Source organism: Halovulum sp. GXIMD14793, from assembly GCF_054457435.1.
Window position 1 is genome coordinate 1 of record NZ_JBTLNE010000028.1, and the last position, 15,967, is coordinate 15,967.

Consider the following 15,967-nt stretch of genomic DNA (forward strand, 5'->3'; position numbering starts at 1 on the left):
CCAGGCGCAGAAGTTCAGTGAATGGCGCACCAGATGCACGATGCAGGTCTGGACCAGGGCGTCCGGAAAGGCTGCGGTGATGGCGTCCGGGAAGCCCTTGAGCCCGTCCACAACGGCGATCAAAATGTCCTGCAGCCCGCGGTTCCTGAGTTCGTTCATCACCAACTTGCGGTAGATGCGGTAGACACGTTTGTGGTTCCAGCCGAAGCCTTTGACGTTCCGCAGGTGCAGGAAACATAGGCCAAAGCCCCAACTCTTCTTTGCCGTCGTCAGCGCGACCAACCAATCCGCAATCAGTTCGTTCTCATCGCTGAGCTTTGGCTCATATCGATAGCACGTCTCGCTGATCGAGAACGCCCTGCACGCCAAAGCGATGCTGGCGGATCGGTAGCGCACCGCCCATTCGGCCATCTCGCGTCTTTAAGACGGCCTCACCACTTTTTTCCACGAGCTTCCTTGAGCAGATCGTTCTGCATGCTCTTCTCAGCATACATCTTCTTGAGCCGCTTGTTCTCCTCATTTAGTTTCTTCATCCGCGCCATCAGGCTGGCATCCATACCGCCGTACTTGGAGCGCCATTTGTAGAAGCTCGCGCTGCTCATTCCATGCTCACGGCACAGCTCCGCTACAGGCACGCCGTTCTCAGCCTGCTTCAGAATGCTCATAATCTGCGCGTCAGTGTATCTCGATTTCTTCATCAGAATCTCCTCTTCCATCTTCGAGAAAATTCTACTTCCGCACACCCCTAAATTTCGGGGGGATTACCCAACAACGTGCAGATTTGCTGCGTCGCAGCGAATGTCTGACCTTACAATGAACCAACAACTTGACAAAGCCATGCCGGTGGCGAAGTTGAGGTGCGGCACGCACATGGCTTGATGTCATCAACAGTGGAGAAGTGGGTTGAGAACTTGGCTTTCTGAAATGATTGTTTCAACGTGGTTTGTTGCAATCCTCGTCCTTTTGCCCTCTGACCCCGTTATCGCTGAACAGCGTAACGACCAGCGCGGCGGTATCTACCTGCTTGTTGATGTGCAGCTGGAGGAGGCTCAGGCTGCATATCTTGACGAACTGTGGCCCGAAGTTCGCGCTGCGCTTGCTGCGGAGCGTGATACCGTTGGTTTGACGACGCGGGAAGAAAGCCCACCAACCGAGCTGATCGTTCAGATAACGGAGCAGCAAGGCGCGACCCGCGCGGTTGAATTGGTCAAAAAGGCCGCCGCATCTTTGGGGCGACCAACCAAACTATGGGTTTCGGCGGTCGATGTTCAAGTCGACAATCTACAGCTGAAGATCACTCTTAGCGAAGCGGCGGCTGCGGCGATTGATAAGGCGACAATGGCGAAAACGCTTGAGATCCTAAACCACCGCGTTGCTGAGATCGGCCAAGGTGACATCGCTGTTTTACCCCAGGGTCCTGATCGAATTGTATTCATTGCTTTCGGGTGGGAGAAGGCCTATGGCCTCTTCCAACTTCTGACGACCAGGACCCAATTGTCCTTGAATCCCGTCGTTGAACAAACCTCGGACGGGCAATTGGACGTCGCACCCGGCAACATGCTTTTGCCAAGTAAAGACGATCCAAACACATTCTATGTTGTCAAAACACGCCCCATCGTAACCGGAGATGACTTCGAAAATGTCGATACCTATGTTGATCCGTATAGCAAATTTGGGGTGCAGTTTAAGCTCAGTCAAACTGCGGCGCAGCACTTTGGGAAGCATACATCCGAAAATATAGGCCGCGCCTTTGCGATCGTCTTGAACGACGAAGTTGTTTCAGCGCCGATAGTCCAATCGCCAATTCTAAGCGGAACAGGCGTTATCACGGGTAGCTTTACCAAGGAAGAAGCGACCAACATTGTCAAATCACTTCGTCTCGGTGCGTTGCCGACGCAACTGCGCTTTTTGGAAGAACGCAGGATCGGTCCGGCTATCCATGGTTATACGGCGGAACGAAAGTACAAGGCGGATTAAAGCGTTTCGCATTTACCTTGAGACATTACATAAAATCGAAACGCTTACGCCATATAGGCTTATCACTGCGTTTCGGGATAATCCTTTGTCTCAGGTTTATCCCGAAACGCTTTAGGGCTGGTTCATTTGGCAAAGCGGCTCTCCTGCTATTGACGCCAAACCTGTCTTATAGCGTCTCGCGTAACACCTGAATCATCCAGCGCGTTGAAATCTTTGATTTCAGGCAGCGTTGGATGATTCAGGTTTTTCGCATGACACTATAAAGTTGCCTTACCTCAAAACGGACAGGGCGCGGCCCCATTTACCCACGCCCCCAACGGGTCCCGAAAGGCCAGCGTCTCGGCATGCAGTTCCAGCCGGTCCGCCGCCGCCAGCGCCGCGTCCGCCGCATAAAACCGGTCCCCGGCAATCGGGTGCCCCAGCGCCTGCATATGCAGACGCAACTGATGCGACCGCCCCGTCTTGGGCGTCAATCGCACCCTCGTCAACGGCCCCTCTTCTGCAACCACCTGCCAATGGGTCACCGCGGGCTTCCCATCCTCGGCGATCATCTGCAAAGGCCGGTTCGGCCAGTCGGCGCGCATCGGCAGGTCGATCACACCGGCATCTTGCTGCGGCCGCCCCCAGATGCGCGCGATATAGGTCTTTTTCACCGCCCGCGTTTCAAACTGCTTGTTCAGATCCCGCTGCGCGATCCGCGACAGTGCAAACACCATGATGCCCGAAGTATCCATATCCAGACGATGCACCAGCAACGCATGCCGGAACGCCGCCTTGACCCGCGCCTCAAGGCAATCGGCCAGATCATCGGTCTTGCCCGGCACCGACAACAGGCCCGCAGGCTTATCGACCAACAGAACATGATCATCCTGATATAGGATCGACAGCGCATCCGCAGGCGGGCGGTAGATATGGCCCGATGGCAGACCGCTCACGCCGCGTAATGAACCGTGACGGGCCGGGACAGGATCGCGCGCACCGGAGCCTCCGCAATGGGACCGTCCTGCATGGCGATGCGCAACGCGTCCAATTTGGCCGCTCCGGTGATCAGGATATGCCGATGATCCGCTGCCTGCAGCACCGGGGCCGTCAGGGTCAAGCGCGGCTCGGGCGCGCCGGGTGCGCGCATTGGCAGCAGCACCGGCGCATCAGGTGCCAACGCATCCTCCAACCGATCTGCACCGGGAAACAGGGAGGCCGTATGCATATCCGCCCCCATCCCCAGCACACACACATCCAAAGGCAAGGCGGCACGGATCGCAGCTGTCAGATTATCCAGCACATCCTCGGGCTGATCCGCAGGGGAATGGAATGGCACCAATTGCGCCGCCCCGGTCGCATTCTGCAACAGGGTCTCGCGCAATAACCGCGTGTTGGAGCGATCAGAGGTTTCGGGCACAAACCGCTCATCCGTCAGCATCACCCGCACCCGGCCCCAATCCAGCGGCTGCGCAGACAGGGCTGTCAGAAACGAACCCGGCGTGGTGCCGCCAGGCACAGCCAGCGTCGCCTGCCCCTTACCCGAAAGCGCTGCACGCAATTCATCGGCGACACGATCAGCCAAAGCTTTGGCCAATATGTCCCGGTCGGGATACTCTTCGATAATGGTCTGCATCGGCCCCTAAAGCGTTTCGAGTTTACCCGTGAGACGTCATATAAAGTCGAAACGCCTCAGCGATAAAGGAAAGACTGCTCCTGCGCGTCAAACAGGTGCATCTTTTCCGGGGCCGCCGTCAGCCGCACCTTTGCATTCTTTTGCAAATCAGCATTGCCCGGCAGCTTGGCGATCAAATGCTCGGACCGGCCCTCGATAGTGAAAAACACGTTGGTGGTTTCGCCCAGCTTTTCGATCACTTCGACATTGCCCTCAAACAGGGCGGTTCCATCCGTGATCACCAGATCCTCGGGCCGGACGCCAAACTTGCCTTGCATGCCCTGATCCGCATCGGTGCTGGCCACCGGCATCGTTGCGCTGCCGCCACCGGCAATGGAAACGCTGGTCTGCGCGCCTGTCCCGGTGATTTCCATAGGCACGACATTCATGGCAGGGGAACCGATGAACTGCGCCACAAACACATTGGCCGGTTTTTCGTACAGCGTCAGCGGCGCGCCGACCTGTTCGATGCGCTTGCCATGCAGCACCACGATACGGCTGGCCAATGTCATCGCCTCCACCTGATCATGGGTGACATAGATCATGGTGCTTTCGGGCATCGATTCCTTCAGCTGGGCAATCTCGATCCTTGTGGCGACGCGCAGGGCCGCATCCAGGTTCGACAATGGCTCATCAAAAAGGAAGACCTTGGGATCGCGCACGATGGACCGGCCAATGGCCACGCGCTGCCGCTGCCCGCCCGACAGCGCCTTGGGCAGGCGGTCCAGATAGGGTTCAAGCTGCAGGATACGGGCGGCGTTCTGAATGGCCGCATCAATCTCTGTGGCGCTTTTCTTGGCGATCTTCAGACCAAAGGCCATGTTCTCCCGCACGGTCATATGCGGATAAAGCGCATAGGTCTGGAACACCATGGCAATGCCGCGCTGCGCGGGCGGCACATCATTCATCGTCATACCCTCGATCTCCAGCGTGCCAGAGGTGATGGTTTCCAGCCCGGCGATCATCCGCAACAGGGTCGACTTTCCGCACCCGGACGGACCGACAAAGACGACAAGCTCCCCCTGCTCAATCGACAGGTCGATGTCGCGCAGCACCTCGACATTGCCATAAGCCTTGCTGACCTTTGTCAGTTCCACGGATGCCATTTCGTTTCCTTCCGTTTTATCGCTCGGCAAAGAACGCCTGATGCGGCGGCAGAACCAACGTGCCATCACTGGCCGCAGCAGTGAAGCCCAGCGCGTCAATTGCCGCCCAGTCGCCCGCTGGCAAATCGCAGCGCTGCTCTGTGTCAGACAGATTGAACGCGCAGAACATGTCTTTGCCGCCCGGCATGCTGCGAATGAAACTGAACATCTGATCGGTCGCCAGGACCACCTCCATCTCGCCCTTGGCAAAAACCGGATGGTTGCTTCGGAACGCGATCAGCTGACGATAGAAATTCAGCATGCTGTCCGGGTTCTGCTCCTGTGCGGCGACAGACATCGGCAGATGCTCCATCGCCACCGGCAACCAGGGCGTTCCATCCGTAAATCCGCCGGTCGGTGTATCGGTCGTCCAGGGCATCGGTGTGCGGCAACCATCCCGGCCCTTGTATTTCGGCCAGAACTCCTTGCCATAGGGGTCCTGCAATTCCTCGTAGGACACATAGGCCTCCGTCAGGCCCAGTTCTTCGCCCTGATACAGGCAAACCGATCCGCGCAGCGACACCAGCAAAGCAGCATGCAACCGCGCGGCGTCATCGCTCAACCCCCAGCGGCTGGCATGACGGGTCACATCATGGTTGGACATCGCCCAGCAGGACCAGCTGTCAGGCGCCGTCTGGTTCAGGTTTTTCAGCATCCGCGCCGTGCTGGCCCCGGTCATCGGCTCTGGCCCCAGCATGTCAAAGGAATAGCACATATGCATGCGCTTATCGCCGCGCGTATACTCGCCCATGATCTCCAGACCATATTGCGCATCGCCGACCTCGCCCACCGCGGCAATGTCCTGATAGCTGTCCATCAGCGCGCGAAAGCGCTCCAGAAACACCAGATTTTCCGGCTGGTTCTTATCGTAAAGGTGGTTCTGGAAATTATAGGGGTTCACCTCTGGCGCGATGGTGGAGTTACGCTCAGCGGGATCAAGTGCGGGATTGTCCCGCAACTGGGCATCGTGGAAATAGAAGTTGATGGTATCAAGCCGGAACCCGTCCACCCCCCGATCCAGCCAGAACCGGGCCACATCCAGCAGCGCGTCCTGCACATCCGGATTGTGTAGGTTCAGATCCGGCTGCTCCGTCAGAAAGTTGTGCAGATAATACTGCCGCCGCACCCCGTCCCATGCCCAGGCCGGGCCGCCAAAGATCGACAGCCAGTTATTCGGCGGCGTGCCATCGGGCTTCGGGTCAGCCCAGACATACCAATCTGCCTTGGAATTGTTCCGCGATGAGCGGCTTTCCTGAAACCACGGATGCTGGTCCGAGGTATGGCTCAGCACCAGATCAATCATCACCCGGATGCCCAGATCATGCGCCTTCAGGATCAGCGCATCGAAATCGCCCAGCGTCCCGAACAGCGGGTCAATGTCGCAATAGTTCGACACGTCATAGCCGAAATCCTTCATCGGCGACGTGAAGAACGGCGAGATCCATATCGCATCCACACCCAGCGACGCCACATAAGGCAGCCGGTGGATGATCCCCGACAAATCCCCGACCCCGTCATGATTGCTGTCCTGATAGGAGCGCGGGTAAATCTGATAGATCACCGCCCCGCGCCACCAGTCGGGATCGGGCTGAAGTTTACGGGGCTGCGTCACAGGTAAGGCGAGATTCATCAGTCGTATTCCTATTTGACAGAGCCGGCCAAAAGACCGCGCACCAGATATTTTTGCATGGCGAAAAAGACCATCAGCGGCACCGCGATGGACACAAAGGCCGAGGTGGCAAGGATCTCCCAGTTGCCGCCGCGTGTGCCCAGCATTTCCACGATCTGTTTGGTCATCACCGTGGTTTCCCCCGACGCATCAATCAGGAAAACCAGCGAAACCAGCAGATCGTTCCAGGTCCAAAGGAACTGGAATATCGCGAACGAAGCGAGGGCCGGGAAAGACAGCGGCAGGATGATCTTGACGAAAATCTGAAAATCCGTCGCCCCATCGACGCGCGCATTCTCAATGATATCGCGCGGCAACCCGACCATGTAGTTGCGCAACAGATAGATCGCCAATGGCAGACCAAAGCCGGTATGCGCCAGCCAGACGCCCATATAGCCCTTGCCGATCCCAATCCCGTTATGGAATTTCAGCAGCGGGATCAGTGCCAGTTGCAGCGGCACCACCAGCAGGCCAACAACCGCAGCAATCAACAGCGCACGCCCCGGAAACTGCATCCAGGCCAGCGCATAGGCCGCAAAGGCGGCGACAACAATCGGAATGATCGTCGCTGGAATGGTCACCGTCAGCGTGTTGAAGAACGCTTTCGCCATGCCATCGCGGTTGCCTTCATCCAGCAGAACATTCTTATAGTTCTTAAGCGTGAAATCCGGCGGCACGGTAGAGGTCACAAACACCCGCTGCCCGCGCCGTCCCGATATCTCCTCCGCGCTTTCCTGACGATAATCGCCATTCGCGGTAACCGTGATGGTAGAGCCGTTGCGCAGCTCTGCCGTATCACCGGGCTTATAGGCATCAATCGCACGCGAGGATGTGCCCCAAGTGCTGATCTCAGTCGCATCGCGCCCATCCAGCGCAAAAAGGTTCCCCTCCAGCACATAAACCGCGCCATCCTGCACCTGCTCGGACGGCGGTGCGGCGCGCAGGGTGACATTCTGTTCCTGCGGGAACAAGGCCGCCCACCAGCCCGAGGATGAAATCTGATCCGCCGTGCGGAACGACGACACCAGCAAACCAATGGTCGGGAACAGCCACAAAAGGACCATCGCCACAACAGAGATATGCACCGCCCATTTCAGTGCATTGCGGGAGCCTGCGACATTATCCATCAGCGCATCTCCTTTCTGGCATTGTAAACGTTCCAGACAAGGATCGGCGTCACCAGCAGCATGATGATCATCGCCGCGGCCGAGCCGACACCCCAGTCATTGGCGCGGAACAGCTTGTCATACATATAGTTAGCCAGAACCTGCGTCTCCCACTGGCCGTTGGTCATGGCAAAAACGATGTCAAAGACTTTCAGCACGACAATGGTGATCGTGGTCCAGACCACAACAATCGTGCCCATGATCTGCGGCACCTTGATCTTGAAGAATATCTGCCAGGGATTGGCACCGTCGATAATCGCCGCCTCGATCGTATCTTCGGGCACACCGCGCAGGGCGGCAGACAGGATCACCATGGCAAAACCGGTCTGGATCCAGACCAGCACCGCCATCAGGAAAAAGCTGTTCCAGAACGGAATGGTCAGCCAGGTCTGCGGCTCACCATACGGCAGCTCTGCCCCGAATAGACCGATAACCGATTTCAGTGACAGCCAGATCAGCCACAGGGCTGCAACCGCCACGAAAAGCTGTAACGGGATCATCGCTGCAGCCGGGCGCTGCCCCTTGCCGATCAGCGGTTTCGCGAAAAGCCAGCCGACCCAGGCCACAATCGCAGCAAAGGCCAGCAGCACAATCGCGGGCACAACCTTAAGCAACAGAACCGACCAAATCCCCGGCTCAAAGCTCATCCAAAGGGCGTTCAACACCCCGATCTGATCCTCACCCGCCGGGCGCGTGTCATAGACCAGCTTCCAGATCACCGCCGCACCGACAAAGGAAATCGCCATCGGCATGAAAATCAGCGATTTGGCGATATTGCCCCAGGCGATACGGTCAGTCAGTTGCGCCGCCAACAGGCCAAACGCCGTCGAAAAGGCCGGGACCACGACCAGCCACAACAGATTGTTGCGCATCGCTTCCCAGAATTTCGGCTCGTCCATCATCTGACGATAATTGTCCAGTCCGACAAATTCCGATGCACCGCCGGGCAAACGCTCGGTCAGGGAAAGACGCAGGGTTTCGACCACCGGATAGGCCAGATACAGGCCCAGCGCGATCAGGGCCGGGGCCAGAAACAGCCACGGGCGAATGGCATTGGCGCGGTTGATATTGCGCCCGGCCTGCGGCCCTTTGGCGGGAAACAACACCTTGTCCAGAAACTGGTTGGAGAAATAATAATAGGCCACACATCCGCCGACACCGACAATGATGGTGATCAGTCCCTGCAATGCTGGATGCATTGGGTACCCCTCCCGCTGTTGTGACCGGCTTTTGCAGCCCGCCTTTTATGATGTGCCTGCGCGGGTCGAGCCGCGCAGGCCGTTGGCTTGAAAGCCTTTACTTCGCCGCGTCCCAGGACGACTGGATTTCGGCAGCGACATCTGCTGCTGACTTGCCACCGACATAGTCGACCATACCGGTCCAGAACGTGCCCTGCCCGACCGCTGCCGGCATCAGGTCAGATGCGTCAAACCGGAACGTGGTCGCGCCCAGCAGGATCTCGCCCTGCGCGCGCAGAGTATCGTCCTTGTAGGCAGCAAGGTTCACACCATTATGAGGCGTCAGGAACCCGGTCTGCGCCATCATCACCTCATGTGCCAAGGGCAGGGTCAGGAACTCCATGAAGGCCGTCGTCGCCTCGGACGGATTGGTAATCGCCATCAGCGTACCACCGCCCAAGACCGGCTTTCCCAGATCCTTCCCGGCATAACCCGGCAGATAGAAGAAGTCCGCATCCTCACCAACAACCACATCCTCAGGGAAGAAGGACGAGGCAAAAGACGCCTGCCGGTGCATGTAGCATTGCGGCGGCGAGGCGAACATGCCTTTCGGGCTGTCCCGGAAATCGGTCGCAGCCACCGCAGCAGCCCCACCTGATACCTTCGCATCATCGCGGGCAAACCAACCGAATTCCTCAATGGCCCCCAGCACCTTGGGATCATCGAACGGTATTTCGTTTGCCACCCAGGCATCATAAACCTCGGGCGGCTGGGTGCGCAGCATCAGATCCTCGACCCAGTCCGTCGCAGGCCATCCGGTCGCCGGGCCAGAGCCCAGCCCGATGCACCACGGCGTTTCGCCATCTTCAACGATCTGCTCAGTCAGCGCTTTCAGGTCTTCGAAGGTTTCGGGAACCTCATATCCGGCATCCTCGAAATTCTCCGGGCTGTACCAGACCAGGCTTTTGACATTGACGTTATAGAAAAAGCCATAAAGCTGATCATTGCCCGACGCATCCGCATAGGTGCCCAGATCAATCCAGGACTGGCCAGCCGCGTAATTCTCCGTGATCCAATCCTTCATATCCGCCGAAAGCGGCGTCAGCTGCCCCTTGGACGCCAGCAGCCTGGCCAGACCGGGCTGCGGAAACACCGACACATTCGGCGCGGACCCGGCTTCGGCATCAATGATGATCTGCTGCTCAAACCCGTCCGAGCCGGTATAGACCGCCTTCGCCCCGGTCGCGGCCTCGAAATAGGCCAGCGCATTGGCGAAATACTCATCTTCCGGGTTCAGCCACGGGCCGAAAACGGTGACGGTCTGACCGGACAGATCAGGCGCATCGGCTTTCCAGGCCTCATAGCTGTCCCAGCTGAAATTCCCCTCGCCCGGCGCAAAGATCAGATCGCCGTGACCATCTGCAAATGCTGCGCCAGCCCCAAGGGCCAGAAAAGCGGTGCAGGTGAGTAAATGTTTTCTCATGAAGCGAGACCTCCCGAAGCTTCTGTTGGAACTTGTTTTTTTCGCCCTGACCACCGCTTTCGACTCAGCAAAACCGGCATCCAAAGCGCTTTGGATAGCTGTAAATTGATCCCAAATTGCCAATCTGTCAACTAATGGATTTAAGCAAAACCGAAGTCAGACTTGCCCCAACGACCGAAATCCGCCTAGATTCAAACCGTTTTGGAACCCAACCCGGAGCCGTCTTGAACCTGAAACAACTCTCCCAGCTTCTCGGCCTGTCGCCGACAACCGTCAGTCGCGCCCTGAACGGCTATCCCGAGGTCAGCCTGGAGACCCGCAAGCGCGTCGAAGAAGCCGCACGGCAGCATGGTTACCAGCCCAACTCGACCGCCCAACGTCTGGCAACCGGCCGGTCCAAGGCCATCGGCCATGTCCTGCCCCTGGTCGAGGAAAAATCCATCAGCCCGATCTTTGCCGACTTCATCGCCGGTGCCGGGGAAACCTATCGGCGCTTTGGCTACAACATGCTGATCGACGTGACCCGCAGCGAAAACGAGGCTGAACATTACCAGGATCTCGCCCGCTCCGGCGCTGTGGATGGTTGCATCGTTCACGGTCCGATCCTCGATGAACCCCGCATCGACATTCTTCAGGACCTCGGCCTGCCCTTTCTGGTGCATGGCCGCGCCAGCGGAACCGAGGGCTATAGCTGGCTGGATTTCAACAACCAAAGCGCCTTTGAAACCCTGACCCGTCACCTGACTGATCTGGGCCACCGGCGTATCGCCCTGCTGAACGGCCCTGAAATCATGTCCTTTGCCAAACGCCGCCGCACCGGGGTGGAAAATGCCCTTGCCCGCGCCGGGCTCGATCTCGACACCGATCTGACCTTCAGCGCCGAAATGACAGAACCGTTCGGCTACGAAACAACCAAGGACCTGTTGCAGCGCGACGCCCCGCCAACCGCCATCGTGACCTCCAGCCTGATCTCAGCCCTGGGCATCAGCCGCGCTCTGGCCGAGGCGGGCCTGACACAGGGCCGCGACGTCTCGGTCGCAACGCATGACGACGCGCTATCTTTCCTGCCCAACGGTCAGGATCGCCCCGTTTTCACATCCACCCGATCCTCCATCCGCGATGCGGGCCGGCGGTGTGCCGAAATGCTGATCGACCAGATCGAAGGCCGCGCGGCAGGCCCACAATCCGAGCTGTGGGAGGCTGAGTTGATCATCGGCTCCTCAACCGGCCCGGCCCCAGCGTGAGGCCATGACCGGTTTCAACCTCAACCGCAGCGACTTCCCCAAGGATTTCCAGTTCGGCACCGCCACCTCCAGCTATCAGATTGAGGGGCACGGGTTCGGTGGCGCAGGGCCAACCCACTGGGACAGCTTTGCCGCAACACCCGGCAATGTCGCCGATGGACGGAGCGGGGCCGTGGCCTGTGATCACTATCACCACTGGGACCGCGATCTGGACCTGATCGTGCAGGCTGGTCTGACCGCTTATCGCTTCTCTACTTCGTGGGCACGGGTCCTGCCCGAAGGGCGCGGTCAGGCAAACGCCGAAGGCCTCGATTTCTATGACCGGCTGGTCGATGGCATGCTGGCGCGCGGCATCGCACCCTATCTGACCCTCTATCACTGGGAACTGCCCTCCGCGCTGGCGGATCAGGGCGGCTGGTGCAATCGCGACATCGCCGGATGGTTCGCCGATTACGCACAGGTGATCATGGCCCGGCTTGGCGACCGGATCACGGCCACCGCGACGATCAACGAACCCTGGTGCATTACCTGGCTCAGCCATTTTCACGGCATCCATGCCCCGGGCCTGCGCGACATACGCGCCACCGCCCGCGCCCTGCATCATGTCATGCTGGCGCACGGATCCGCCGTACAGGCCATACGTGCAATGGGGCTGGACAATCTGGGCGTCGTGCTGAACTTCGAAACCGCGCAGCCCGCCAGCGACGCACCCGCCGATCAGGCCGCCGCCGACCTGCAGGACGCCATCCATAACCGCTGGTTCGCCGATGCGGTGTTTCACCGCCGCTACCCCCAGCCGGTGCTGGACGGCCTCCAGTCGCATCTGCCCGATGGCTGGCAGGATGATTTCGACGTGATCGGCACCCCGGTCGACTGGCTTGGCGTGAACTACTACACCCGCCGCCTGTTCAAGGCAGCCGGTACAGGCCAGTTCCCGGATATTGCACCGGTGCCTGGCCCACTGCCCAAAACGGCACTTGGATGGGAAATCTATCCCGATGGTCTCTATCAATTCCTGACCCGGATGCACCGGGACTATGCCAAGGGGCTGCCGATCTATGTCACCGAAAACGGCATGGCCAGTCACGATATGCTGCAGGCCAGTCAGCTCGATGACGCCGCCCGCATCGCCTATCTGAACCAGCATTTCGCCGCTGCCCGTCAGGCCTTGGTCGACGGCGTTCCGCTGAAAGGCTATTTCATCTGGTCCCTGATGGACAATTTCGAATGGGCCGAGGGGTATGACGGCCGTTTCGGCCTTGTGCATGTCGATTTCGACACGCTGACCCGCACACCCAAAGCCTCCTGGCATGCGCTTAAGGCCCGCCTTGCACCTGGCGAAACCCCTTAGATATCACGCAACGCTAGAGGCGTCAGGCTCTTCGCATAACGCCTCAGGGATCCAGCCTGACCAATCCCAGCCGGTCGCGCATCATATAGCGCCCGGTCAGCAGGATCGCGGCTGCGGATAGACCAATCGCCAACCCGGTCCAGATGCCAACAGCCCCCCATCCCAGCTGGAAAGCCATCACATAGGCCACAGGCACGCCGATAAGCCAATAGCTGACCGCAGCCATGATCATCGGCACCTTGAAATCCATAATACCACGCAGCAGCGCGGCCGAGACGACCTGCAGCGTATCAACCAGCTGAAACGCAGCCGCCACCGCCAAAAGCGGAACACCAAGGGAAATGATTGCCTGCCGGTCAACATTTCGCGTCTCGTCCATGAACTGCCGGATCAAGGTCGTTGGCAACAGCACCAGGATCAGCGCCGCCAAAAAGGCCACACCGAAAGCAAGGACCAATACGGTCTTGCCCGCCCGGTCCAACCCTACCGGATCACGCCGCCCCACCGCACGCCCGACCCGCACCGTCGCGGCCGAGGACAGCCCAAGCGGCACCATGAAAATGACCGAGATAATCTGCAACGCAATCCCATGCGCCGCCAGCGGTATGGTCCCAAGCCAGCCCACCATGATCGAGGCGGCCGCAAACAATCCGACCTCCGCCAGCAAAGCCATCGCAATCAGCGCCCCCATCCGAACGATCTCGCCCAGCGCGGTCCAGTCCGGGCGCCAGACGCGCCGGAAAACTCCATGGGTGCGCAAAATCGGATGCAGCTTCACATAGATCACCAGCACCACCAGCGTCGCCAGATTGGTCGCCAGGGATGCCCAGGCCGCGCCCTCGATCCCGAGCTTCGGAAATCCATAATGCCCGAAAATCAGCAGATAATTCAGAATGATATTCACCACCACGCCGCTCAGAATGCCGATCAGCACGATCCGCGCCTGCTCCATCGCCGACATATAGGACCGCAGCACCGACACCAGCACCATGGGCCAAAGCCCCCACTGCGCGATCTGCACATAATCCGCCGCCAGTGCTGCGGTTTCCGGCTTTTGCCCGAACATCAGCAGGATCGGCTCCGCCAGCCACAGAAGCGGCATCATCGCCAGCGACATGGCCGTGACCGCCCAGAACCCCATGCGCGTTGACCGGCGCACACCGCGATAATCTTCGGCCGCCGCCGCGGTCGAGGCCAGCGGCACCAGCGCATTGGCAAACCCCGACGAGATGATAAAGGCCACAAACAAAAGCTGCGTTCCCAGAACCGAGGCCGCCAGATCCTCAGCCCCCAGCCAACCGATCATAACCGTATCGGTCACATGGATGGACATCTGTGCCAGCTGAACCCCGATCAGCGGCAGCCCAAGCGCCAGGGTAGCACGCATATGGCCCTTCCAGCTTGGATCAGCAAGGGGCGGAATGTCTTCTGATGCAGTCAAGCAATAGGACCTTTTTCATCTCTCCTAGACGTGCTTTGCAGAAACGGCAATCAGAACTGTCACAATTCGCCACATCTCGCGGCGATGAAGTAGCAAAATAACAAAGTCATCGCCAGACAATCAAATCTCATTCAAAGTCAGAGGGATGCATCGCCTCCGGCGGGGATACTTATGGAACAATGAAGAAGAAATGATGGCTCTTCCGCCTTCATTGTTCCCAAAATATCCGCCCCCGGCAGGGCCACCCCGGAGGGGCCGCCGGCGGGCTCAGACCGAAGGCCGCAGAAGTCTTGCCGCCGTCAGGCGGCTCAATTTGATCAGATGATCAGGCGACAGCGCGCGACAGCGCACATTGCGCCCACAGCGCACCCAAGGCTGACACCAGATGGTCGATATCAGCATCGGAATGCATCGGCCCCGGCGTAAAGCGCAGCCGCTCGGTCCCCTTGGGCACGGTCGGATAGTTAATTGGCTGCACATAGACGCCGTAATCATCCATCAGGATATCCGCCAACATCTTGCACTTTACCGGATCTTTGACCATCACCGGCACGATATGGCTCGGGTTCTGCAAATGCGGAATGCCGCGGGCATCCAGCATGGCCCGCAGTTTGGCAACCTGCTGCTTCTGCCGCATCCGCTCCATATCCGAGGTTTTCAGATGCCGGATAGATGCCAGCGCCCCCGCTGCTACCGCAGGCGGCAACGCGGTTGTAAAGATAAAGCCAGAGGCAAAGGACCGAATGAAATCAATCAAGGCGGCAGAGCCGGTAATATACCCGCCCATCACACCAAAGGCCTTGCCCAGCGTCCCCTCGATCAGGGTCACGCGATCCAGCAGCCCCTCCGCCTCGGCAACACCGCCGCCGCGCGGACCATACATGCCCACCGCATGAACCTCATCCAGATACGTCATCGCGCCGAACTCATCGGCCAAATCACAGATCTCTGCGATTGGGGCGATATCGCCATCCATCGAATAGACGCTTTCAAAAGCGATGATCTTGGTCGCATCCGCCGGGCATTCCTCAAGCTTACGGCGCAGGTCGGTTAGATCATTATGCTTCCAGATATTGCGCTCACATTTCGCGTTGCGCATCCCCTCGATCATCGAGGCATGGTTCAGCGCATCTGACAGGATCACCGCATTGGGCAGCCGCGCGCCCAATGTGCTCAGGCTGGCCCAGTTGGACACATAGCCCGAGGTAAACAGCAACGCCGCATCCTTGCCATGCAGATCCGCAAGTTCTGCCTCCAGCAAGACATGGGAATGGTTCGTACCGGAAATGTTGCGCGTCCCACCGGCCCCGGCACCGCAGCTATCCAGCGTCTCATGCATCGCCGCCAGCACATCCGGATGCTGGCCCATGCACAGATAATCATTGGAGCACCAGACCGTCACATCACGGGTCTGATCCCCACGATAGTTAGATGCTGCCGGAAACGCGCCGCGTCGCCGCTCAAGATCGGCAAACACACGATAATTGCCATCTTCCCGAAGCTGATCGAGTTGAGCATTAAACAGCGCGTCAAAATCCATACTCTGCACCTTTTCGCATTCCATCGGCACTTATTCCACGATTCCCGCAACATTGCGAGCCTTGCCCACAGCGCCACATAGCCGCAGCGATCTATACATCGCCAACAAAGCCACAACAT

Annotated in this window: 12 protein-coding genes and 1 pseudogene; 3 read left to right on the plus strand and 10 right to left on the minus strand. The window is 58.8% G+C overall.

Annotated elements, in window-relative coordinates; genetic code table 11:
* Positions 1-698 (minus strand): annotated as a pseudogene (locus ACW9UQ_RS09670) (transposase); the annotation flags it as partial.
* Between the two features lie 205 nt (positions 699-903).
* Between ACW9UQ_RS09670 and ACW9UQ_RS09675 the strand changes: the two are divergent.
* Positions 904-1,977, plus strand: coding sequence for a preprotein translocase subunit SecD (locus ACW9UQ_RS09675; protein ID WP_458930816.1), 1,074 nt, complete (start codon positions 904-906; stop codon positions 1,975-1,977).
* Positions 1,978-2,252: 275 nt separating this feature from the next.
* Here the strand turns inward: ACW9UQ_RS09675 and ACW9UQ_RS09680 are convergent, their stop codons facing one another.
* The 7 genes from ACW9UQ_RS09680 to ACW9UQ_RS09710 form a co-directional block, all read right to left on the minus strand.
* Entirely contained in the window at positions 2,253-2,912 is a 660-nt protein-coding gene (locus tag ACW9UQ_RS09680; RefSeq protein ID WP_458930817.1) for a pseudouridine synthase, read from the minus strand.
* Complete coding sequence (gene pgl / locus ACW9UQ_RS09685; protein WP_458930818.1) at positions 2,909-3,592, minus strand: 6-phosphogluconolactonase; 684 nt, start codon at positions 3,590-3,592, stop codon at positions 2,909-2,911. Before pgl ends, ACW9UQ_RS09680 begins: the two co-directional genes overlap by 4 nt.
* Before the next feature lie 56 nt (positions 3,593-3,648).
* Positions 3,649-4,737, minus strand: a complete 1,089-nt coding sequence (locus ACW9UQ_RS09690) for an ABC transporter ATP-binding protein (protein WP_458930819.1) — start codon at positions 4,735-4,737, stop codon at positions 3,649-3,651.
* A 16-nt stretch (positions 4,738-4,753) separates the two neighbouring features.
* Positions 4,754-6,406 carry an alpha-amylase family glycosyl hydrolase gene (locus ACW9UQ_RS09695; protein ID WP_458930820.1) on the minus strand — a complete coding sequence of 551 codons (1,653 nt, stop codon included), beginning with the start codon at positions 6,404-6,406 and terminating at the stop codon, positions 4,754-4,756.
* 11 nt (positions 6,407-6,417) lie between these two features.
* The gene (locus tag ACW9UQ_RS09700) at positions 6,418-7,572 is read right to left on the minus strand and encodes a carbohydrate ABC transporter permease (RefSeq protein WP_458930821.1); all 1,155 of its coding nucleotides are present in this window, start codon (positions 7,570-7,572) and stop codon (positions 6,418-6,420) included.
* Positions 7,572-8,810 carry a carbohydrate ABC transporter permease gene (locus ACW9UQ_RS09705; RefSeq protein WP_458930822.1) on the minus strand — a complete coding sequence of 413 codons (1,239 nt, stop codon included), beginning with the start codon at positions 8,808-8,810 and terminating at the stop codon, positions 7,572-7,574. The genes ACW9UQ_RS09700 and ACW9UQ_RS09705 overlap by 1 nt, the downstream gene beginning before the upstream one ends.
* A gap of 97 nt (positions 8,811-8,907) precedes the next feature.
* Positions 8,908-10,272 carry an ABC transporter substrate-binding protein gene (locus ACW9UQ_RS09710; RefSeq protein ID WP_458930823.1) on the minus strand — a complete coding sequence of 455 codons (1,365 nt, stop codon included), beginning with the start codon at positions 10,270-10,272 and terminating at the stop codon, positions 8,908-8,910.
* A gap of 224 nt (positions 10,273-10,496) precedes the next feature.
* On the opposite strand from ACW9UQ_RS09710, the gene ACW9UQ_RS09715 reads away from it, so the two are divergent.
* Both ACW9UQ_RS09715 and ACW9UQ_RS09720 read left to right on the plus strand, forming a co-directional pair.
* Entirely contained in the window at positions 10,497-11,516 is a 1,020-nt protein-coding gene (locus tag ACW9UQ_RS09715) for a LacI family DNA-binding transcriptional regulator (protein WP_458930824.1), read from the plus strand.
* Positions 11,517-11,520: 4 nt separating this feature from the next.
* On the plus strand, positions 11,521-12,867 hold the full coding sequence (locus tag ACW9UQ_RS09720; RefSeq protein ID WP_458930825.1) for a GH1 family beta-glucosidase: 1,347 nt from the start codon (positions 11,521-11,523) through the stop codon (positions 12,865-12,867).
* Positions 12,868-12,910: 43 nt separating this feature from the next.
* Here ACW9UQ_RS09720 and ACW9UQ_RS09725 read toward each other — a convergent pair whose 3' ends face one another.
* Positions 12,911-14,254 (minus strand): MATE family efflux transporter, encoded by a 1,344-nt coding sequence (locus tag ACW9UQ_RS09725; RefSeq protein ID WP_458930826.1) that lies wholly within the window; start codon positions 14,252-14,254, stop codon positions 12,911-12,913.
* A gap of 379 nt (positions 14,255-14,633) precedes the next feature.
* Complete coding sequence (hemA, locus tag ACW9UQ_RS09730; protein WP_458930827.1) at positions 14,634-15,848, minus strand: 5-aminolevulinate synthase; 1,215 nt, start codon at positions 15,846-15,848, stop codon at positions 14,634-14,636.
* Positions 15,849-15,967 lie beyond the last annotated feature (119 nt).

Bases quoted from the DNA above. Each gene is read 5' to 3' on its own strand.
- pgl (WP_458930818.1), bottom strand. From the start codon at position 3,592: ATGCAGACCATTATCGAAGAGTATCCCGACCGGGACATATTGGCCAAA.
- ACW9UQ_RS09690 (WP_458930819.1), bottom strand. From the start codon at position 4,737: ATGGCATCCGTGGAACTGACAAAGGTCAGCAAGGCTTATGGCAATGTC.
- ACW9UQ_RS09695 (WP_458930820.1), bottom strand. From the start codon at position 6,406: ATGAATCTCGCCTTACCTGTGACGCAGCCCCGTAAACTTCAGCCCGAT.
- ACW9UQ_RS09700 (WP_458930821.1), bottom strand. From the start codon at position 7,572: ATGGATAATGTCGCAGGCTCCCGCAATGCACTGAAATGGGCGGTGCAT.
- ACW9UQ_RS09705 (WP_458930822.1), bottom strand. From the start codon at position 8,810: ATGCATCCAGCATTGCAGGGACTGATCACCATCATTGTCGGTGTCGGC.
- ACW9UQ_RS09710 (WP_458930823.1), bottom strand. From the start codon at position 10,272: ATGAGAAAACATTTACTCACCTGCACCGCTTTTCTGGCCCTTGGGGCT.
- ACW9UQ_RS09720 (WP_458930825.1), top strand. From the start codon at position 11,521: ATGACCGGTTTCAACCTCAACCGCAGCGACTTCCCCAAGGATTTCCAG.
- ACW9UQ_RS09725 (WP_458930826.1), bottom strand. From the start codon at position 14,254: ATGCGTGCTACCCTGGCGCTTGGGCTGCCGCTGATCGGGGTTCAGCTG.
- hemA (WP_458930827.1), bottom strand. From the start codon at position 15,848: ATGGATTTTGACGCGCTGTTTAATGCTCAACTCGATCAGCTTCGGGAA.